Source organism: Variovorax sp. OV700, from assembly GCF_900099805.1.
Lineage (GTDB): Bacteria > Pseudomonadota > Gammaproteobacteria > Burkholderiales > Burkholderiaceae_C > Variovorax.
Genome location: NZ_FNDR01000012.1, coordinates 44,812 through 63,841 on the forward strand (window position 1 = coordinate 44,812; position 19,030 = coordinate 63,841).

The 19,030-nt window shown below is 65.0% G+C and carries 19 protein-coding genes; 15 read left to right on the plus strand and 4 right to left on the minus strand.

All coding sequences use genetic code 11. The annotated features are described in order from the left end of the window. Positions 1–13: 13 nt before the first annotated feature. The 7 genes from BLR24_RS23810 to BLR24_RS23840 are packed head-to-tail and all read left to right on the plus strand — an operon-like array spanning position 14 to position 5,614. Positions 14–430: an endonuclease domain-containing protein gene (locus tag BLR24_RS23810; RefSeq protein WP_139188794.1), complete on the plus strand. Its 417-nt coding sequence runs from the start codon at positions 14–16 to the stop codon at positions 428–430. Further along, positions 427–1,623 carry an acetyl-CoA C-acyltransferase gene (locus BLR24_RS23815; RefSeq protein WP_093021668.1) on the plus strand — a complete coding sequence of 399 codons (1,197 nt, stop codon included), beginning with the start codon at positions 427–429 and terminating at the stop codon, positions 1,621–1,623. Before BLR24_RS23810 ends, BLR24_RS23815 begins: the two co-directional genes overlap by 4 nt. Before the next feature lie 53 nt (positions 1,624–1,676). Next, positions 1,677–2,573, plus strand: a complete 897-nt coding sequence (locus BLR24_RS23820; protein ID WP_093021671.1) for an alpha/beta hydrolase family protein — start codon at positions 1,677–1,679, stop codon at positions 2,571–2,573. Positions 2,574–2,601: 28 nt separating this feature from the next. Then, positions 2,602–3,432 (plus strand): acyl-CoA thioesterase, encoded by an 831-nt coding sequence (locus BLR24_RS23825; protein WP_093021674.1) that lies wholly within the window; start codon positions 2,602–2,604, stop codon positions 3,430–3,432. An 11-nt stretch (positions 3,433–3,443) separates the two neighbouring features. Beyond that, positions 3,444–4,184: an SDR family oxidoreductase gene (locus BLR24_RS23830; RefSeq protein WP_093021677.1), complete on the plus strand. Its 741-nt coding sequence runs from the start codon at positions 3,444–3,446 to the stop codon at positions 4,182–4,184. Between the two features lie 31 nt (positions 4,185–4,215). After that, complete coding sequence (locus BLR24_RS23835) at positions 4,216–4,809, plus strand: 2-hydroxychromene-2-carboxylate isomerase (protein WP_093021680.1); 594 nt, start codon at positions 4,216–4,218, stop codon at positions 4,807–4,809. A gap of 40 nt (positions 4,810–4,849) precedes the next feature. After that, on the plus strand, positions 4,850–5,614 hold the full coding sequence (locus tag BLR24_RS23840; protein WP_093021684.1) for an enoyl-CoA hydratase: 765 nt from the start codon (positions 4,850–4,852) through the stop codon (positions 5,612–5,614). A gap of 73 nt (positions 5,615–5,687) precedes the next feature. Here BLR24_RS23840 and BLR24_RS23845 read toward each other — a convergent pair whose 3' ends face one another. Further along, the gene (locus BLR24_RS23845) at positions 5,688–6,113 is read right to left on the minus strand and encodes an acyl-CoA thioesterase (RefSeq protein ID WP_093021995.1); all 426 of its coding nucleotides are present in this window, start codon (positions 6,111–6,113) and stop codon (positions 5,688–5,690) included. A gap of 42 nt (positions 6,114–6,155) precedes the next feature. Here BLR24_RS23845 and BLR24_RS23850 point away from each other — a divergent pair, with 42 nt between their 5' ends. Next, a complete protein-coding gene (locus tag BLR24_RS23850; RefSeq protein WP_093021687.1) occupies positions 6,156–8,021 on the plus strand; it encodes an ABCB family ABC transporter ATP-binding protein/permease in 1,866 nt (621 codons plus the stop codon). Positions 8,022–8,067: 46 nt separating this feature from the next. Continuing rightward, on the plus strand, positions 8,068–9,006 hold the full coding sequence (locus BLR24_RS23855) for a 2-hydroxyacid dehydrogenase (RefSeq protein ID WP_093021690.1): 939 nt from the start codon (positions 8,068–8,070) through the stop codon (positions 9,004–9,006). Between the two features lie 178 nt (positions 9,007–9,184). Here BLR24_RS23855 and BLR24_RS23860 read toward each other — a convergent pair whose 3' ends face one another. After that, positions 9,185–10,627, minus strand: a complete 1,443-nt coding sequence (locus tag BLR24_RS23860) for an amidase (protein ID WP_093021693.1) — start codon at positions 10,625–10,627, stop codon at positions 9,185–9,187. 61 nt (positions 10,628–10,688) lie between these two features. Between BLR24_RS23860 and BLR24_RS23865 the strand changes: the two genes are divergently transcribed. From BLR24_RS23865 to BLR24_RS23890, 6 genes are all read left to right on the plus strand, one after another. Then, complete coding sequence (locus BLR24_RS23865) at positions 10,689–11,675, plus strand: LysR substrate-binding domain-containing protein (RefSeq protein ID WP_093021696.1); 987 nt, start codon at positions 10,689–10,691, stop codon at positions 11,673–11,675. Positions 11,676–11,862: 187 nt separating this feature from the next. Next, positions 11,863–13,314 carry an aspartate ammonia-lyase gene (locus tag BLR24_RS23870; RefSeq protein WP_093021699.1) on the plus strand — a complete coding sequence of 484 codons (1,452 nt, stop codon included), beginning with the start codon at positions 11,863–11,865 and terminating at the stop codon, positions 13,312–13,314. A 173-nt stretch (positions 13,315–13,487) separates the two neighbouring features. After that, positions 13,488–14,390 (plus strand): amino acid ABC transporter substrate-binding protein, encoded by a 903-nt coding sequence (locus BLR24_RS23875; RefSeq protein WP_093021702.1) that lies wholly within the window; start codon positions 13,488–13,490, stop codon positions 14,388–14,390. Positions 14,391–14,514: 124 nt separating this feature from the next. Next, positions 14,515–15,246, plus strand: a complete 732-nt coding sequence (locus tag BLR24_RS23880; protein ID WP_093021705.1) for an amino acid ABC transporter permease — start codon at positions 14,515–14,517, stop codon at positions 15,244–15,246. A 1-nt stretch (position 15,247) separates the two neighbouring features. After that, complete coding sequence (locus BLR24_RS23885) at positions 15,248–15,937, plus strand: amino acid ABC transporter permease (RefSeq protein WP_093021708.1); 690 nt, start codon at positions 15,248–15,250, stop codon at positions 15,935–15,937. A 39-nt stretch (positions 15,938–15,976) separates the two neighbouring features. After that, positions 15,977–16,714, plus strand: coding sequence for an amino acid ABC transporter ATP-binding protein (locus BLR24_RS23890; RefSeq protein WP_018903696.1), 738 nt, complete (start codon positions 15,977–15,979; stop codon positions 16,712–16,714). A gap of 75 nt (positions 16,715–16,789) precedes the next feature. Here the strand turns inward: BLR24_RS23890 and BLR24_RS23895 are convergent, their stop codons facing one another. Both BLR24_RS23895 and BLR24_RS23900 read right to left on the minus strand, forming a co-directional pair. Then, the gene (locus BLR24_RS23895) at positions 16,790–17,731 is read right to left on the minus strand and encodes a nucleoside hydrolase (RefSeq protein ID WP_093021710.1); all 942 of its coding nucleotides are present in this window, start codon (positions 17,729–17,731) and stop codon (positions 16,790–16,792) included. 45 nt (positions 17,732–17,776) lie between these two features. Further along, entirely contained in the window at positions 17,777–18,814 is a 1,038-nt protein-coding gene (locus tag BLR24_RS23900) for a DctP family TRAP transporter solute-binding subunit (protein WP_093021713.1), read from the minus strand. Positions 18,815–19,030: the final 216 nt, after the last annotated feature.

Sequence of the window (19,030 nt, forward strand, 5' to 3'; positions counted from 1 at the left end):
GGGGCATCGGCCTATGCAAAACCAGTCCACTCCCAAAGCACAGCAGAACGCCCGCGTCCTGCGACGTGAGATGACCGATTCCGAGCGCAGGCTCTGGAGCGGAATTCGAAGCGAGCAACTGGGTGTGAAGTTTCGTCGCCAGCATCCCATCGGAAATTACATCGCCGACTTCGCGTGCCTCGATCCCCTGCTGATCGTCGAACTCGACGGATCGCAACACCAAGGGCAGCATAGCTACGACGCACGGCGCGATGCTTTCCTGCATGCGCAGGGATTCGAGGTCTTGCGCTTCGGGTCAAACGATCCGTTTGTCAATTTTGAAGGGGTGTTGCAAGCCGTCCTCAACCGCCTGAACGAGTTGAAGGCCGCCTGCCCCCATCCCAACCTTCCCCCAGAGGGGGAAGGAGCTAAATCCAGGAGCCATCCATGAAACAAATCCAAGACGCCTACATCGTCTCCGCCACCCGCACGCCCATCGGCAAATCCCACCGCGGCTACTTCCGCAACTACCGTCCCGACGACCTGCTCGCGACCACGCTCAAGGCCGCGCTCGCCGCCGTGCCGGGCCTCGACCCGAAGGCCATCGAAGACATCATCTGCGGCTGTGCGATCCCGGAATCTCAGCAGGGCCTGAACGTCGCCCGCATCGGCGCGGTGCTGGCGGGCCTGCCGACCAGCATCGGCGGCATCACTGTCAACCGCTTCTGCGCTTCAGGCCTCTCTGCAGTGCAGATGGCCGCGGACCGCATTCGTGTCGGAGAGGCCGACGTGATGATCGCCGCCGGTGTTGAAAGCATGAGCATGGTGCCGATGATGGGCAACGCGCCTTCGCTGTCGCCCTCCATCTTCGAGCGCGAGGGCGACGTGGGCATTGCCTACGGCATGGGCCTCACGGCCGAGAAGGTCGCGCAGCAGTGGAAGGTGAGCCGCGAGGCGCAGGACGAGTTTGCGCTTGCCTCGCACCAGAAGGCAATGGCCGCGCAGAAAGCCGGCAAGTTCACGGACGAGATCACACCTATCGAAGTGACCGACCGCACGCCGAACCTCAAGACCGGCGAGTCGCTCGCGAAGACGCGCACGGTGAGCCTCGACGAAGGCGCGCGCCCCGACACCAGCCTCGAAGGCCTGGCCAAGCTGCGCACCGTGTTCGCTGCGCGCGGCACCGTCACGGCCGGCAACAGCTCGCAGACCTCGGACGGGGCGGGCGCACTCATCCTCGCGAGCGAGAAGGCGGTCAAGCAGTACGGCCTGACACCGCTTGCACGCTTCGTGAGCTTTGCGAGCAAGGGCGTGCCGCCGCACATCATGGGCATCGGCCCGATCGAGGCGATTCCGGCCGCGCTGCGCTATGCGGGGCTCAAGCACGAGGACATCGACTGGTTCGAGCTCAACGAAGCCTTTGCCGCGCAGTCGCTGGCCGTCATCAACACGCTGGGGCTCGATCCGTCGAAGGTGAACCCGATGGGCGGCGCAATCGCGCTGGGCCATCCGCTCGGCGCGACCGGCGCCATTCGCGCGGCGACCGTGGTGCACGCACTGCGGCGCGAGAACTTGAAGTACGGCATGGTCACGATGTGCGTGGGGATGGGGCAGGGCGCAGCAGGCATTTTCGAGCGGGTCTGATTGGCAACGCGCAAAACACCGCGACGAGTGTCGGCACACGAAGGAGACACTTCATGCAGATGCAGCAGCTTCCAGTTGGCGAGGGCGTGCAAGTCGCCGTACGCCGCTACGATCCGTCAAGCGAACCGCGGGCGACCATCGTGATCGGCGGCGCCATGGGCGTGCGCCAATCGTTCTACGAACCGTTCGCGCAATGGCTCGCCGGGCAGGGCTTGCGCGTCTGGACCTTCGACTACCGCGGCAGCGGTGATTCGCGCAACGGCGCCACGCTGCGCGGCTTCGAGGCCGACCTGTTCGACTGGGCGCGCGACTACGAGGCGGTCATCGACACCGCCAAGGCTGCGCTGCCCAGGCAGCCGCTCTATCTTTTCGGCCATAGCCTCGGTGCCCAGCTGCCGGGCTTCCTCCAGCGGCCGGAGCAGGTCGACGGCCTCGTCAGCATCGCCGCCGGCAGCGGCTACTGGCGCGAGAACGCGCCCAAGCTCAAGCGCAGCATCCTCTATTTCTGGTTCGTGCTGGTGCCGCTGGTCACGCGGCTGTGCGGCTACTTTCCGGGCCGCAAGCTCAAGAAGGTCGGCGACCTGCCGCGGGGCGTGATCCTGCAGTGGCGCCGCTGGTGCCTCCATCCGCGCTACAGCGTGGGTGCCGAAGGCGAGCGCGCGTTGCAGAGCTACGGGCGCGTGCGTTTTCCGGTGCTTGCGCTGTCGATCACGGACGACGAACTGATGACGCTCGCGGGCACCGAGAGCCTCGTGAGCTTCTATGCCGGAGCGCCAAGTGCAGTCCAGCGCATTGCGCCGGCCGACGTTCAGGCCCGGCGCATCGGCCACTTCGGCTTTTTCCGCGAGCAGTTCAGCCAGAGCCTCTGGCCGAGCACGCTCGACAAGCTGCACCGGTTGACGGCACTTACCGCGGTGCAGCAAGCCAGCGTCCCGCACACGACTGCATGACGCCATCCACCAGAGGCACACTGCAACCATGAGCACGCACCCCTTCGACAAAGCCATCGCGCTGGAGCACAGCGACATTCGTGTCGGCCATTTCACCGGCGCGACGAGCCCTGACTACTGGAACATGGTCGGGCCCTTCGGTGGCACCACTGCGGCCATTGCGCTGCAGTCGGTGCTGCGGCATCCGGACCTGCTGGGCACGCCCATTGCGCTGACGGTCAACTTTGCGGCGGCGTTGGAGGCTGGCGCGTTCGACGTGCAGGCCACCGCCGTGCGCACCAACCGTTCGACCCAGCACTGGACTGTGCAGATCACACAGGCCGGTGCGGGGGGCGTGCCGAACATGACGACAACCGCCACCGTGGTCACCGCCGCACGGCGCGAGACGTGGAGCGCAAGCGACATGCCGATGCCCGAGGCGCCCAACCCCGAGTCAGTCGAGCGCCTCAGCATCGGCCCGTCGGGCGTGGCCTGGCTCGACCGGTACGAGATGCGCCCGTTCAGCGGCGGCATCCCTGCAAAGTGGGACGAGAGCCTGCATCACAGCGAAACCCGGATGTGGCTGCGCGAGGCGCAACAGCGGCCGCTCGACTTCTGCTCGCTGGCCGCGATGAGCGACGTGTTCTATCCGCGCGTCTGGCTGCGCCGCGCAACGCGTGTGCCGGCGGGCACGGTCTCGATCACCACCTACTTTCATGCCGGACCGGCGCAGCTGGCCGAGGCCGGCACGGGTTACCTGCTGGGCCGGGCGGTGGGGCAGCAGTTCTTCAACGGCTTCTTCGACCAGGCGGCGCATCTGTGGAACGAGAAGGGCACTTTGCTCGCGACATCCAACCAGATCGTCTACTACAAGGAATAGTGGGAGATCCCATGCAAAAGACCGCACTCATCGTCGGAGCCGGCGACGCCACTGGCGGGGCCATTGCACGCCGCTTTGCGCGCGAAGGGTTCGCCGCCTGCGTGACGCGCCGAAGCCTGGACAAGTTGCAGCCGCTGGTCGCGCAGATCGAGGCCGACGGCGGCCGCGCCCATGCCTTTGCCTGCGATGCCCGCAAGGAAGAAGACGTGATCGCGCTGGTCGAGCAGATCGAATCGACCATCGGGCCGATCGAGGTGATGGTCTTCAACATCGGCGCCAATGTGCCCGAGAGCATCCTGACCGAGACGGCGCGCAAGTACTTCAAAGTGTGGGAGATGGCCTGCTTCTCGGGTTTCCTCAACGGGCGCGAAGTGGCAAAGCGCATGGTGGCGCGCGAACTGCCGAAGGGCGGGCATCGCGGCACGATCATCTTCACCGGCGCCACGGCATCGCTGCGCGGCGCGGCCAACTTCGGCGCCTTCTCAGGCGCGAAGATGGCACTGCGGGCGTTGGCGCAGTCGATGGCGCGGGAGCTGGGTCCGCAGGGCATTCACGTGGCGCACGTGGTGGTCGACGGCGCGATCGACACCGAGTTCATTCGCACTAATTTTCCCGAGCGTTATGCGCTGAAGGAGAGCGATGGGATCCTTAACCCTGAGCACATCGCTGACAGTTATTGGATGCTGCATTCGCAGCCGCGCGATGCATGGACGCACGAGCTTGACCTGAGGCCCTGGTCCGAGAAGTTCTGAGATGCCGGTTCGTTGATCCAAGGACACACCCATGACCAAATCCGTCGACTTCTATTTCGACTTCGGCAGCCCCGCCGCCTACCTGGCCGCCACGCAGCTGCCGCACGTGTGCGCCGACACCGGCGCGCAACTGGTCTGGAAGCCCATGCTGCTCGGCGGCGTGTTTCAGGCCACCGGCAACCGGTCTCCTGCCGAGATCGTGCTCAAGGCGCCGTACATGACCATCGACCTGCAGCGCTTTGCCAAACGCTACGGAGTGCCCTTCGCGCACAACCCGCACTTTCCCATCAACACACTGCTGCTCATGCGCGGCGCCACTGGCGTCCAGATGAAGGAGCCCGCGCGTTTTGGCGCTTACGTCGATGCCGTCTTCCATGCGATGTGGGTCGAGCCGAAGAACATGAACGACCCCGCTACCCTCGGCGCCGTACTTCAAAATGCGGGCTTCGACCCCACTGCGCTGCTTGCGCTCGCCGGCTCGCAAGAAGTGAAAGACCGCCTGAAAGCCGTCACGCAGGAGGCCGTGGAGCGCGGCGTGTTCGGCGCGCCCACCATGTTCGTCGGCGACCAGATGTTCTGGGGCCAGGACCGGCTGGATTTCGTGCGCGAAGCCCTCGACGCCTGAACGCGTCGCCATCACCCCGTTTTATCCAAGGACCATTTCCATGACCGACATCCTCGCCCACACCGAAGCCGGTGTGATGACCCTGACCTTCAACCGCGTCGACAAGAAGAACTCGATCACCAGCAAGATGTACGGCGAACTGGCCGATGCATTGGCTGCGGCCGAGAGCGATGCGGCCGTGCGCTGCGTGCTGATCCAGGGTGACCCGACGATTTTCAGCGCCGGTAACGACATCGGCGACTTTCTCAATGCGCCGCCCGCCGGCCAGGATTCGCCGGTGTTCCGCTTCCTGCGCGGCATCGCGACCTTCCCCAAGCCAATCGTCGCGGCCGTCTGCGGCCCGGCCGTGGGCATCGGCACCACGATGCTGTTCCATTGCGACCTGGTCTATGCAGGGGACAACGCCGCCTTCTCGATGCCCTTCGTGAACTTGGGACTGTGCCCCGAAGCCGCTTCCAGCCTGCTGGTGCCGCAGATGCTCGGCTACCACCGCGCGGCCGAGGCGCTGCTGCTGGGCGAGCCCTTCATGGCCGAAGCCGCGCTCGAAGTTGGGCTGGTCAACCGCATCGTGCCGCCGACCGAAGCCAACGCCATTGCGCAGGTTCAGGCGCGCAAGCTCGCGGCCAAGCCGCTGAGTGCGCTGGTGGAAACCAAGCGTCTGCTGAAAAAGGCCCAGATGCCCGCCGTGCTCGAGCGCATGGGGGAAGAGGGCGCGAGTTTCGGCCGCATGCTGCGCGAACCCGCCGCCAAGGAGGCTTTCGGTGCCTTCATGGAGAAACGCAAGCCGGATTTCTCCAAGGTCTGAAGGCGCTCTTTGGCAGGGCGGCCCGCGAGCGATGCTGCAAAAAAAGTAGCAATCGATCGCTGAGCGAGCGCGCTCAGGGCTGCTGTTCGATGGGCCTGGGGCGGCCGTTGTCGTCAATCGCCACGTAGGTGAAAGTGGCCTGCGTCACCTTGATGTATTCGCCCTGGGCCAGGAAACGCTCGGCAAAAACCTCGACCGTGACCGTGACCGAGGTGCGCCCGACACGCACCAGCTTCGAATAGAACGAAAGAATGTCGCCCAGCCGCACTGGTTGCTTGAAGATGAATTCGTTGACCGCCACCGTGGCCTGGCGCCCCTTGGCATAGCGCGCGGGAATGACCGAGCCGGCCAGGTCGCACTGCGCCATGACCCAGCCGCCGAAGATGTCGCCATTGGCGTTGCAGTCGGCCGGCATCGGAATGACCTTGAGCACCAGCTCCATGTCGGTGGGCAGGCTCTTGAGGGCGGCGGTGGCGGCGGTGCTGGAAATATCGGACATGGGCACAATCTGGAACAAACAAAGCAACCACGATTGTCCCCCATGCGCCGCAGCGGCGAAGCCCTACCTCCTCCTTCCCATCCCGTCGCCGGCCACGCGCCGGCGCGCAGCGACCGCTCCGACTGGGCGACGCTGCGCCGCCTCTTTCCCTATCTGTGGCAATACAAGTGGCGGGTGATCGCCGCGCTTGGCTTCATGGTGGGCGCCAAGGTGGCCAACGTGGGCGTGCCGGTGCTGCTCAAGAACCTCATCGACACGATGACGCCCAAGCCGGACATGGCCCAGGCGCTGCTGATTGTGCCCATCGGGCTGTTGCTGGCCTACGGCCTGCTGCGGTTTTCGACCGCGCTCTTCGGCGAACTGCGCGAGCTGATCTTCGCCAAGGCCACCGAGGGCACGGCGCGGCAGATTGCGCTCGAGGTGTTCGGCCACCTGCACTCGCTGAGCCTGCGCTTCCACCTGGAGCGCCAGACCGGCGGCATGACGCGCGACATCGAGCGCGGCACGCGCGGCGTGCACTCGCTCATTTCGATGTCGCTCTACAGCATCGTGCCGACCATCATCGAGCTGGCGCTGGTGCTCACCATCCTGGGCGTGAAGTTCGACTCGCTGTTCGTCTGGATCACGGGCGCCGCGCTGGTGCTGTACATCACCTTCACGGTGACGGTGACCGAGTGGCGCACTCAGTTCCGCAAGACTATGAACGAGCTCGACTCGATGGCTCAGAGCCGCGCCGTCGATTCGCTCTTGAACTACGAAACCGTCAAGTACTTCAACAACGAGGAGTTCGAGGCGAAGCGCTACGACGCCAGCCTGGACCGCTACCGCAAGGCGGCCATCAAGAGCCAGCGCACGCTGAGCATGCTCAACGCCGGGCAGCAGCTGATCATCGCGGTCAGCCTGGTGCTGATGCTGTGGCGCGCAACGTCGGGCGTGGTCGAAGGGCGCATGACGCTCGGAGACCTGGTGATGGTCAACGCCTTCATGATCCAGCTCTACATTCCGCTCAATTTCTTGGGTGTGATCTACCGCGAGATCAAGCAGAGCCTGACCGACCTGGACAAGATGTTCGTGCTGATGGAGAAGGAGCGCGAGGTGCGCGATGCGCCGGGCGCGCAGCCCTTGTCCTTGCACCCTCTCCCTCCAGGAGAGCGCAACGGCGTCGACTCCACCGTGCGCTTCGAAGACGTGAGCTTCGCCTACGAGCCCGCGCGGCCCATCCTCAAGCACGTGAGCTTCGAGATCCCCGCGGGCAAGACGGTGGCCGTGGTCGGCCCTTCGGGCTCGGGCAAATCCACGCTCGCACGCCTTCTCTACCGTTTCTACGACGTGCAGCAGGGCCGCATCACCATCGGCGGCGAAGACATCCGCGAAGTGCAGCAATCGAGCGTGCGGCGCGCCATCGGCATCGTGCCGCAGGACACGGTGCTGTTCAACGACACGGTCGAATACAACATTGCCTACGGCCGCCCCGGGTCCAACCGCGAAGAGGTGGAAAACGCCGCGCGTGCGGCGCGCATCCACGACTTCATCTCGGCCACGCCCAAGGGCTATGAAACCACCGTGGGCGAGCGCGGCCTTAAGCTGTCGGGCGGAGAGAAGCAGCGCGTGGCCATTGCGCGCACGCTGCTCAAGAACCCGCCGATCGTGATCTTCGACGAGGCCACCTCGGCGCTCGATTCGGCCAACGAGCGCGCCATTCAATCGGAGCTCAGGAGCGCGGCGCAGGACAAGACCACGCTGGTGATCGCGCACCGCCTGTCGACGGTGGTCGATGCGCACGAGATCCTGGTGCTCGAGGCGGGCGTGATCGTCGAGCGCGGCACGCATTCCGATCTGCTCGCCAGGCAGGGCCGGTATGCGCAGATGTGGGCTTTGCAGAAGAGCGAAGCGGTACCGATGCTGTAGCCCGATCATTCGTTCCTTTGTTTTTTACCGATTCAGGAGTTCAGACGTGCCGACCAAGATTCCCCTGCTGGTGCTCAGCAGCCTCTCGAGCGCCCACCAGGCACAGATTGCCGAGGTCTACGACATGACCTATGCCTTCGACGCCGCCGTGCGCGCCGCCGCGATTGCCGGGCACGGCAAGAAATTTCGCGCGGTGCTGACCATCGGCGTGATCGGCATCACGCCCGAAGAGATCGCGGCCATGCCGGCGCTCGAGCTGATCTGCTGCATGGGCGCGGGCTACGAGGGCATTCCGCTCGAAGTGACCCGCGCGCGCGGCATCGTCACGGCCAATGGCGCCGGCACCAATGACGACTGCGTGGCCGACCACGCCTTCGGCATGCTGATCAGCATCGTGCGCGGCTTTCGCCAGCTCGACCGGCTGTGCCGCGAAGGCGTGTGGCGCGAAGAAATTCCGCAGCCACCGAACGTGTCGGGCAAGAGGCTCGGCATCCTCGGGCTCGGCACCATCGGCCAGAAGATCGCCAAGCGCGCGGCTGCGTTCGACATGGAGATCGGCTATCACAACCGCAAGCCGCGCGAAGGCGCAACGCACCGCTACTTCGGCGACCTGAAGTCGCTTGCCGCCTGGGTCGACTTCCTGGTGCTGGCCGCGCCGGGCGGTCCGTCCACGCGCCACCTCGTGAATGCCGAGGTGCTCGACGCCCTCGGGCCGCAGGGCTACCTGGTCAGCATCGGCCGCGGAAGCGTGGTCGATACCGAGGCGCTGGCTGCTGCGCTGCGCCAGAACCGCATCGCAGGCGCGGGCCTCGACGTGTACGAGAGCGAGCCCAAGCGGCCCGAGCCGCTGATCGGGCTGGACAACGTGCTGCTGACGCCGCACATGGCGGGGTGGTCGCCGGAGGCCACACAGGCGTCGGTGAGCCGCTTCCTTGCGAATGCCGAAGGGCACTTTGCGGGGCGCGGGGTTATTTCGCCCATCTGATGTCTTGCCCCTCCCCCGGAAGGGGAGGGAGTGAAGCCAATGTCTGCGCTGTTCACCCCGACCTGAGGTCTTGCTCCTTCCCCCTCTGGGGAAGGCTGGGATGGGGGCGGCCAGGGCGCCCGATGGATAGGCCGCTTGGCCCCCACCCCAACCCTCCCCCGGAAGGGGAGGGAGTCAATCAAGCCAGGGCTGACGGGCGATGAGACGCCCAGCCGCACGCCTGGTCATACGCATGCCCGAGCCGCAGCACGTCGAAGTCCGTATGGATCGGCCCCGCGAGCTGCAGCCCCATCGGCAAGCCACCCTCGCCAAAACCCGCGCGCACATTCAGCGTTGGCAACCCCGCCAGCGTGAAAGGCGTCACGATCTCCATCCACCGGTGGTACGTGTCGCTTGGCACGCCGGCCACTTCGGCAGGCCAGTGCAGCTCGGCTTCGAACGGGAACACCTGGGCGGTTGGCGCCAGCACGAAATCGAAACGCTCAAAGAGCTTGAGGAACGCGCGGTACACGTTCGATCGATAGAGCGAGGCCTGGTACAGCGAGGCCGCATCGAGATGCCGGCTCTGTTCGATTTCCCATTGCGCCTCGGGCTTGAGCTGTGCAAACAGCTTCGGGTCGCTCAGATAGGCGCCGAGCTTGCCACCGACCAACAGTTGCCGCACCCGCAGCCAGGCGCTCCAGTTGTGCTCGCGCGGCACGTCCAGGGTGCATGGCTCGACCTCGCAGCCGAGGGTGCGAAAGATGTCCAGCGCGCCTTCTCCCAGTTCGCGGATGCCGGGCGCGAGCGGCAACTCGGGCCAGATGCTGCCGAGCCAGCCGATGCGAAGGCCCTTCACGTCGGCGTCGAGCTGCAGCGCATCGGGCGAGGGCAGCGGCTGCGGCGACGACAGCGGCACGCGCGCGTCGAAGCCCGCCTGCACCGCGAGCAACCGCGCCGTGTCTTCCACCGTGCGGCCCATCGGCCCTTCGGTGCCCAGCTGCTGAAAGAAGAGCTCCTGTTCGGGATCGCCCGGCACGCGTCCGCGCGAGGGCCGCATGCCGATGACATTGTTGAATGCGGCCGGGTTGCGCAGCGAGCCCATCATGTCGCTGCCGTCGGACACCGGCAGCATGCCAAGGGCCAGCGCCACGGCCGCGCCGCCGCTGCTGCCACCCGCGCTGCGCTCGGGCGCATAGGCGTTGCGGGTGATGCCGAACACCGTGTTGTAGGTGTGCGAACCGAGGCCGAATTCGGGCGTGTTGGTCTTGCCGATCACGATGGCACCGGCCTCGCGCATGCGCGCGACGTGCAGGCTGTCGGTCCGCGCCGGGGAGCGCGGCGAAAGCGGCGAACCCATGGAGGTCGGCAGGCCGGCCGCGTGGCTCAGGTCTTTCACCGCCAGGGGAAAGCCATGCATCCAGCCGCGCCGATTGCCGCGCGCCAGTTCGGCGTCGCGCTCGCTTGCTTCGGCCAGCAGCGCCTCGGGTTCGCGCAGCGAAACAATGGCGTTGAAGCGCGGGTTGAGCGCCTCGATGCGGGCCAACGAGGCCTGCATCAGCTCATGGCAGGACACGCTGCGGGCCGCGATGCGGCGGGAAAGTTCGGTAGCGCTGAGGTCGAGCAGATCGGCTGGAGCCATGGCGAATGCGGGAAAAGGAGGGGGAGCCCAGTATGGCGCGACGCTCGCATAATCGCCGCGTATGGAAACAAAGTGGCTAGAAGACTTCATCAGCCTGGCGGAAACGCGCAGCTTCAGCCGCTCGGCCCAATTGAGGCACGTGACGCAGCCCGCGTTCTCGCGCCGCATCCAGGCGCTCGAGGGCTGGGCCGGCACCGACCTGGTCGACCGCAGTTCCTATCCCACGCGCCTCACGCCCGCGGGCCAGACGCTCTACAGCCAGGCCATCGAGATGCTGCAATCGCTGCAGAGCACCCGCGCCATGCTGCGCGGCCATTCGGCGGCCGGGCAGGACGTGATCGAGATCGCGGTGCCCCACACCCTGGCCTTCACTTTCTTTCCTTCCTGGGTGACCAGCCTGCGCGAGCATTTCGGCCCCATCAAGAGCCGGCTCATCGCGCTCAACGTGCACGACGCCGTGCTGCGCCTGGTGGAAGGCAGCTGCGACCTGCTGATTGCCTACCACCACCCCTCGCAGCCGCTGCAGCTCGACGCCAACAAGTACGAGATGGTCAGCCTGGGCGAGGAAACCGTGGCGCCCTGGGTCAAGGCCGATGCCGACGGCGCGCCGCGCTTCCGCCTGCCCGGCCGGCCGGGCCAGCCGCTGCCATACCTGGGCTACGCGCCCGGCGCCTACCTGGGACGCGTGGTCGATCAGCTGCTGAAGGAGTCGGGCACCGCCATCCACCTCGATCGGGTCTATGAAACCGACATGGCCGAGGGCCTGAAAGTCATGGCGCTCGAAGGGCATGGCATCGCCTTTCTGCCGCAGAGCGCGGTACGCAAGGAGATCAAGTCGCGCAAGCTCGTGAGCGCGCTGCCGCCCGAAATCGACAGCCTCGAGGCGACGATGGAGATCCGCGCCTACCGCGAGCGGCCCGGCGCGCCGGCGCCCGTGAAGACCGGTGGCGGCCGCTCGGCGAAGGCTTCGCCCTCTGACAGCTTGCAGCCCAAACGCACGGCCGACGCGCTGTGGTCGTATCTGGTCGGCGCCCAGCCGCCGCGCTGACATCGATCGATTGACGTGCTGGATTTGTGCGCTGCACAATCTATAAATGCCGCGCATGGCACCCCCCGCAAACGGCATTGGCGTTGCGGACCGGGCCCCACTACAGTCGCGGCAGTTTTTGCCGCTGTCACACAGCAATCTTCCGGCACGCGCCACCCGCGTGCTTTTTTTTAGCCGAGGAATCTGTATGAGCCCCAATTTCCGGACCGAACACGACTTTCTCGGCGAGAAGCAGATTCCTGCCCTTGCCTACTGGGGCGTGCACACGGCGCGCGCCGTCGAGAACTTCGCCATTTCCGGGACCCGCGTCTCGGCCATGCCCGAGCTGGTGCGCGCGCTGGCCTTCGTCAAGAAGGCGGCCACGCGCGCCAATGCTGATCTCGGCGCCATCGACCGCGACCGCGCGGCCGCGATCATCCTGGCCTGCGAGGACCTCATCGAAGGCAAGCTGCTGGACGAATTCGTGGTCGACGTGATCCAGGGCGGCGCGGGCACCTCGACCAACATGAACGCCAATGAGGTGATCTGCAACCTCGCGCTCGAGAAGCTCGGCCATGAAAAAGGCCGCTACGACGTGCTGCACCCCAACGACCACGTCAACGCCTCGCAGAGCACCAACGACGTCTACCCGACGGCGGTGCGGCTGGCGCTGTGGTTTGCCATCGGTCGGCTGCTCGAATCCATGGCCGCACTGCGCAAGAGCTTCGAAGCCAAGGCGCTCGAGTTCAAGGACATCCTCAAGATCGGCCGCACTCAGCTGCAGGACGCCGTGCCCATGACGCTGGGCCAGGAGTTCCTGACCTACGCCATCATGATCGGCGAGGACGAGGCCCGGCTCGGCGAAGCACGCGCGCTCATCGAGGAAATCAACCTCGGCGCCACCGCCATCGGTACCGGCATCAACGCGCCGCATGGCTATGCCAACCTGGCTTGCCAGTACCTGGCCGAGCAGACCGGCGTGCCGCTCAAGCAGTCGGCCAACCTCATCGAGGCCACGCAGGACACCGGCGCCTTCGTGCAGCTGTCGGGCGTTCTCAAGCGCGTGGCGTGCAAGCTGAGCAAGACCTGCAACGACCTGCGCCTGCTGTCGAGCGGGCCGCAAGCCGGCTTCGGCGAAATCCGCCTGCCGGCGCGCCAGGCCGGCTCGTCGATCATGCCGGGCAAGGTGAACCCGGTGATCCCCGAAGTGATGAACCAGGTGGCTTTCGAGGTCATCGGCAACGACATCACGGTAACGATGGCGTCGGAGGCCGGCCAGCTGCAGCTCAATGCCTTCGAGCCGATCATGGGGTGGAGCCTTTTCAAGAGCATCCAGCACCTGGGCAATGCCTGCACCACGCTGCGGCTGAACTGTGTCGACGGTATCGAGGCGAATCGCGAGTTCCTGGCCAAGCGGGTGCGGGAATCGGTCACGCTGGTCACCGCGCTCAATCCGCTGATCGGCTATGAAAAGGCGGCGCTGATCGCCAAAACCGCGCTCGCCACGGGCGGGCCCATCGACCTCGTGGCCGAATCGCTCGGCATCATGACGCGCGCCGAAATGGAGGCGCTGCTCGTGCCCGAAAATCTGACCCAGCCCGTGCGCCTGTCCGCGCCGGTGCCGCCGGCTGCCGAGCCCTCGGGCACAAAGGCTGCTTAGTGAAAGTCGGACAATGCCTATGGGTTCATCTGCACCACGACGGCGCCTCGGCGTGCGTGGCCGGTGCGGTCGTCATCAGGAATGCACCGGGTTGGCCCGGGTATTCCCCAAGACGTGAATGTCTAGAATTTCGTTGTATCTGTATCTCTTAGTCACCCTCAGGAGTTTTCCACATGAACAAGCAAGTATTGGCATTGGCAATCGCGGCACTGGCCGCAGGCAGCGCCTTTGCGCAGGCCAATGACACCCTGGCCAAGATCAAGGCCTCGGGCAGCATCACCGAGGGTGTGCGCGAGTCCTCCGGCCTGTCGTACACGCTGGGCAACGGCCAGTACACCGGCTTCCACTACGACGTCTGCGCCAACATCATCCGCGACATCCAGAAGCACCTGGGTCTTGCCAAGCTGGAAACCAAGTTCCAGCCCGTGACCTCGCAAAACCGCGTGCCGCTGGTGCAGAACGGCACGGTCGACCTCGAGTGCGGCTCCACCACCAACAACGCCACGCGCCAAAAGGACGTCTCCTTCGCAGTGACCACCTACGTCGAGGAAGTGCGCATCGCGGTCAAAGCCAATTCGGGCATCACCTCGATCAAGGACCTCAACGGCAAGACCGTGGCCACGACCACCGGCACCACGTCGGTCCAGACCCTGCGCAAGAACGAGCGCGCCGGCGGCATCGACTTCAAGGAGCTCTACGGCAAGGACCACTCCGACAGCTTCCTGCTGCTCGAATCGGGCCGCGCCGACGCCTTCGTGATGGACGGTTCCATCCTGGCTTCGAACATCGCCAAGTCCAAGTCGCCTGCCGACTACAAGATCGTCGGCGAAGTGCTCAGCGTGGAGCCCATTGCCATCATGATCCGCAAGGACGACGCCGCCTTCAAGAAGGTGGTGGACGACAGCATCAAGGCGCAGATCAAGAACGGCGACCTCGCCAAGCTCTGGGACAAGTGGTTCCTGAAGCCGATTCCCCCGGCCAACGTCACGGTGAACCTGCCCCTGTCCGACGCCACGAAGTCGGCCTGGGCCAACCCCAACGACAAGCCGATGGAAGAATACGCCGCCAAGAAGTAAACACGGCAAGGTCATCCGCGCAACGCCCGCCGCCCCCGGCGGGCGTTTGTTTTCGCAAATGCGGCGCGCGGGCATGGCCCCTGCAAGCTGGCAGTCTGGAAATCTGAAATAAGGAGAGTCCCCGATGGGATCAAACTGGGATTGGCAGGTCTTCTTGCAAGACCCGGGCGGGAAATACCCGACCTACTGGGAGTGGATGCTGTCCGCATGGGGCTGGACCGTGTCGGTCGCCCTGCTGGCGCTCGTCGTCGCGCTGGTGCTGGGTTCGCTCGTCGGCATCATCCGCACCTTGCCCAACAGCCCGTGGCTGGTGCGTTTCGGCAATGCCTGGGTCGAGCTGTTCCGCAACATCCCTCTGCTGGTGCAGATCTTCCTCTGGTACCACGTCATTCCGGCGCTGGTGCCCGTCATGAAGGGCGTGCCGAGCTTCGTGCTGGTGGTGCTGGCGTTGGGCTTCTTCACGTCGGCGCGTATTGCCGAACAGGTGCGCTCGGGCATCCAGGCGCTGCCCAAGGGCCAGCGCTATGCGGGCATGGCGGTGGGCTTCACCACGCCGCAGTACTACCGCTACGTGATCTTGCCGATGGCCTACCGCATCATCATTCCGCCGCTCACCAGCGAGACGATGAACATCTTCAAGAACTCGTCGGTGGCGTTTGCCGTGTCGGTGACCGAACTCACCATGTTCGCCATGCAGGCGCAGGAAGAAACCTCGCGCGGCATCGAGGTGTACCTGGCGGTGACGGGGCTCTACGTGATCTCGGCCTTTGCAATCAACCGCATCATGGCTTTCATCGAGAAGAAGACGCGCGTGCCGGGCTTCATCGTCTCGGCCAGCGGCGGCGGGGGACACTGACATGATGAATCTCGACCTGTCGTTCTATAACTGGGACGTCATCAGCAACTTCGTCGTCAAGGGCTTCTACTTCAGCATCATGCTGACGATCGTGGCCACCATCGGCGGGGTGCTCTTCGGTACCGTGCTGGCGCTCATGCGCCTGTCGGGCAAGAAATGGCTCGACGCGCCGGCCGCCGTCTACGTCAACGGCATGCGCAGCATTCCGCTCGTGATGGTGATCCTGTGGTTCTTCCTCCTGGTGCCGGCCTCGTTCTACGCGGCCTTCGGTTCCATCGGCTCGAACTACCGCTCCGAAATTTCGGCCGTGATCACCTTCATCGCGTTCGAGGCGGCCTACTTCAGCGAGATCATGCGCGCGGGCATCCAGTCGATTCCGCGCGGCCAGGTGCATGCGGGCCAGGCGGTCGGCATGACCTACGGCCAGAACATGCGCCTGGTGGTGCTGCCGCAGGCGTTCCGCAACATGCTGCCGGTGCTGCTCACGCAGACCATCATCCTGTTCCAGGACACCTCGCTGGTCTATGCCATCGGCGCCTACGACATGCTCAAGGGCTTCGAGACCGCGGGCAAGAACTTCGGCCGCCCAATCGAGGCCTATTTGCTCGCAGCCGTCGTCTACTTCATCATGTGCTATGCCTTGTCGTGGCTCGTCAAGCGCCTCCACAAGAAAATCGCGATCATTCGCTAGTCGAGTGTCTGAACCGGAGAGAAAGAAATGTCCGAGAAAATGATTGAAATCAAGAACGTCTCCAAGTGGTACGGCCCGGTGCAGGTGCTCAACGATTGTTCGGTGAGCATCTCCAAGGGCGACGTGGTGGTGGTGTGCGGGCCCTCGGGCTCGGGCAAGTCCACCCTCATCAAGACCGTGAACGCGCTCGAACCCTTCCAGAAGGGCGAGATCACCGTCAACGGCATTCCGCTGCACGATCCCAAGACCAACCTGCCGAAGCTGCGCTCCAAGGTCGGCATGGTGTTCCAGCACTTCGAGCTGTTCCCGCACCTGTCGGTGACCGAGAACCTCACGATCGCGCAGATCAAGGTGCTCGGCCGCAGCCCCGACGAAGCCAAGACTCGCGGCCTCAAGATGCTCGACCGCGTGGGCCTGATGGCGCACAAGGACAAGTTTCCGGGTCAGCTCTCTGGCGGCCAGCAGCAGCGCGTGGCCATTGCCCGCGCGCTCAGCATGGACCCGATCGTGATGCTGTTCGACGAACCCACCTCGGCACTCGACCCCGAAATGGTCGGCGAAGTGCTCGACGTGATGGTGAGCCTGGCCAAGGACGGCATGACCATGATGGTGGTTACGCACGAAATGGCCTTTGCCCGCAAGGTGGCAAGCCGCGTGATCTTCATCGACGTGGGCGGCAAGATCCTGGAAGACTGCCCGAAGGACGAGTTCTTCAGCCACCCCGAAAACCGCCAGCCGCGCACGAAGGATTTCTTGAACAAGATTCTGCAGCACTGATCGATTCGCTGCGGCGCCAAAAAGCAAAAGCCACGCTGTTCGCAGCGTGGCTTCTTTATTTGTTGCCTGGAACTGCTATGGCAGCCGCGCGACGTGTGCGGCCAGCAGATCGAAGAAGCCCTGCGCATCGCCGTCCGCGATCCAGTTCACGTTGGCAGGGCGCTTCAAGCTGCCGTGCCAGTCGGCGACTGTCTGCCCAAAGCCCATGCCTTCGCGGCTGTCGACTTCGACGTTGATCAGCCTGCCGCTGAAAAGCGAGGGCTGCAGCAGGTAGGCAATAACCGTGGCGTCGTGCACCGGGCCTCCGGGCATGTCGTAGTGCTGCATCTCCTGTGGCGCATAGGCGTCGAGGATGTCGGCAACGATGACGCCGGCCCGGTTGCCGATGCCCCGCAGCCGCGCGATGCGCTCGTCGCTCGTGAGAATCTTGTGCGTCGCGTCGAGCGGCAGCATGGTGATCGGCACGCCGCACTTCAGCACGGCCTCGGCCGCATGCGGATCGGCAAACACGTTGAACTCCGCGGTGGGCGTGATGTTGCCGCCATTGAAATGCGCGCCGGCCATGAGCACCAGTTCGCGCAGGCCGCGCACGATCTCGGGTGCTTGTGCGAGAGCAAGCGCCAGGTTGGTTTGCGGCCCGAGCATGGCAAGCGTCACGCTTCGCTCGGGCGCGGTGCGCAGTGTGCGGATCAGGTAATCGACGGCATGGCCTTCGGCCAGCGGCGTCGCCGGTTCATGCACATCGACGCCAATGATGCCTTCGCGGCCGTGGATGTTGGCCGCGTAGATGGGTGTGCGCTGCAGCGGGCGTTCCGCGCCGGCGTACACCGGAATGTCCGGCCGGCCGGCCCATTCGCAGGCGAGGAGTGCATTGCGCGAGGTCTTGGCCAGCGGAACATTGCCGGCCACGGCGGTCAGCGCCTGAAGCTCCAGCGCTTCAGGCGCCGCCATGGCAAACAGCAGCGCGATCACATCGTCCGCGCCCGGGTCCGTGTCGATGATCAGGGTGTGGTGCATCGCGATATTGTCGCGGCCACCCCGAACGACGCGGGACCTGTCTACTTACTTCTTGCGCGCGGCGATGGCCTTTTCGGCCGTTGCCACAAGGTCTGCGCCCACCGTGTTCTTCCACTTGTCGTACACCGGGCGCGTGGCCTTCACGAAGGCTTCGCGCTCGGTGGGGGTGAGCTGCGTCACGGTCACGCCCATGCCGGCGATGTCCTTCAGCACCGGCTTGTCGGCTTCGACGAGGCCCTTGCGCGCGAGTTCGATCTCCTGCTTGCCGGCATCGACCGCGGCCTGGCGCACGATGGCCTGGTCGGCCGGCGTCCACGAGGCCCAGATTTCCTTGTTGACCACGAAGACCAGCGGATCGGCGACGTAACCCCAGGTGGTCACGAACTTCTGTCCCACGTTCTGCATCTTGAGCACGGTGAACAGGAAGAGCGGATTCTCCTGGCCGTCGACCGCGCCGCTGGCGAGCGCGGGCTGTGCGTCGGCCCAGCTCATCTGCGTGGGATTGGCACCGAGGGCGGTGAACATGTCGGAATAGATCGGCGAGCCGACGACGCGGATCTTCATGCCCTTCAGGTCTTCGGGCGACTTGATCGGCTTCTTCGAGTTCGTGATTTCGCGGTAACCGTTCTCGCCCCAGGCGAGCGGCACCACGCCGGCCTTGTCGAGGGTCTTGAACATTTCCTTGCCGACTTCGCCCTGGGTGAGCGCATCGATGGCCGCGTAGTCGGGCATCAAAAAGGGCATGGAGAACAGGTTGAGCTGCTTGACCTGCGGCGACCAGTTGATGGTGGAGCCCACGGCCATGTCGATCACGCCCTGGCGAAGTGCGCTGAACTCGCGGGTCTGGTCGCCTTGAATGAGCGACACGCCGGGGTAGAGCTTGATGTTGATGCGGCCTTGGGTACGTTCCTTCACGAGGTCGGCCCAGATCTTTCCGGCTTGGCCCCACGGTGTCGGCGGGCCGAGCACGAGCGACATTTTGTATTCGGGCTTGTAGGCGGCCTGCGCCATGGCGCCGGTCGAAAAGAGGCCGAGTGTGGCGGCGACGGCGGCAAGGCCAAGCAGGGTGCGGCGGAATTTCATTTGAGGTCTCCTTGTTTTCTGAACACAACTAAGCGATGAATGGTTTTGGGGACGGTACGTTCGGGGCGGATGCATTCAGGGCGCGTGCACAGGCCACCGGGTACTCCCCTCCGCGAATGTCCCCCGGGCTTCGCCCTCCTCCTTTATTTCGCTGCGGGGAGCACCCGGCGCCCTGCGCCCACTGGGCGCTGCGCTTGTTCCGCTCGATCAATAACC

Excerpts from the sequence above, each read along its gene's own strand:
- BLR24_RS23845 (WP_093021995.1), bottom strand. The coding sequence starts at position 6,113 with ATGTCCGATATTTCCAGCACCGCCGCCACCGCCGCCCTCAAGAGCCTG.
- BLR24_RS23875 (WP_093021702.1), top strand. The coding sequence starts at position 13,488 with ATGAACAAGCAAGTATTGGCATTGGCAATCGCGGCACTGGCCGCAGGC.
- BLR24_RS23900 (WP_093021713.1), bottom strand. The coding sequence starts at position 18,814 with ATGAAATTCCGCCGCACCCTGCTTGGCCTTGCCGCCGTCGCCGCCACA.
- BLR24_RS23810 (WP_139188794.1), top strand. The coding sequence starts at position 14 with ATGCAAAACCAGTCCACTCCCAAAGCACAGCAGAACGCCCGCGTCCTG.
- BLR24_RS23895 (WP_093021710.1), bottom strand. The coding sequence starts at position 17,731 with ATGCACCACACCCTGATCATCGACACGGACCCGGGCGCGGACGATGTG.
- BLR24_RS23850 (WP_093021687.1), top strand. The coding sequence starts at position 6,156 with ATGCGCCGCAGCGGCGAAGCCCTACCTCCTCCTTCCCATCCCGTCGCC.
- BLR24_RS23835 (WP_093021680.1), top strand. The coding sequence starts at position 4,216 with ATGACCAAATCCGTCGACTTCTATTTCGACTTCGGCAGCCCCGCCGCC.
- BLR24_RS23815 (WP_093021668.1), top strand. The coding sequence starts at position 427 with ATGAAACAAATCCAAGACGCCTACATCGTCTCCGCCACCCGCACGCCC.
- BLR24_RS23870 (WP_093021699.1), top strand. The coding sequence starts at position 11,863 with ATGAGCCCCAATTTCCGGACCGAACACGACTTTCTCGGCGAGAAGCAG.
- BLR24_RS23825 (WP_093021674.1), top strand. The coding sequence starts at position 2,602 with ATGAGCACGCACCCCTTCGACAAAGCCATCGCGCTGGAGCACAGCGAC.
- BLR24_RS23885 (WP_093021708.1), top strand. The coding sequence starts at position 15,248 with ATGATGAATCTCGACCTGTCGTTCTATAACTGGGACGTCATCAGCAAC.
- BLR24_RS23830 (WP_093021677.1), top strand. The coding sequence starts at position 3,444 with ATGCAAAAGACCGCACTCATCGTCGGAGCCGGCGACGCCACTGGCGGG.
- BLR24_RS23880 (WP_093021705.1), top strand. The coding sequence starts at position 14,515 with ATGGGATCAAACTGGGATTGGCAGGTCTTCTTGCAAGACCCGGGCGGG.
- BLR24_RS23865 (WP_093021696.1), top strand. The coding sequence starts at position 10,689 with ATGGAAACAAAGTGGCTAGAAGACTTCATCAGCCTGGCGGAAACGCGC.
- BLR24_RS23890 (WP_018903696.1), top strand. The coding sequence starts at position 15,977 with ATGATTGAAATCAAGAACGTCTCCAAGTGGTACGGCCCGGTGCAGGTG.
- BLR24_RS23840 (WP_093021684.1), top strand. The coding sequence starts at position 4,850 with ATGACCGACATCCTCGCCCACACCGAAGCCGGTGTGATGACCCTGACC.
- BLR24_RS23820 (WP_093021671.1), top strand. The coding sequence starts at position 1,677 with ATGCAGATGCAGCAGCTTCCAGTTGGCGAGGGCGTGCAAGTCGCCGTA.
- BLR24_RS23860 (WP_093021693.1), bottom strand. The coding sequence starts at position 10,627 with ATGGCTCCAGCCGATCTGCTCGACCTCAGCGCTACCGAACTTTCCCGC.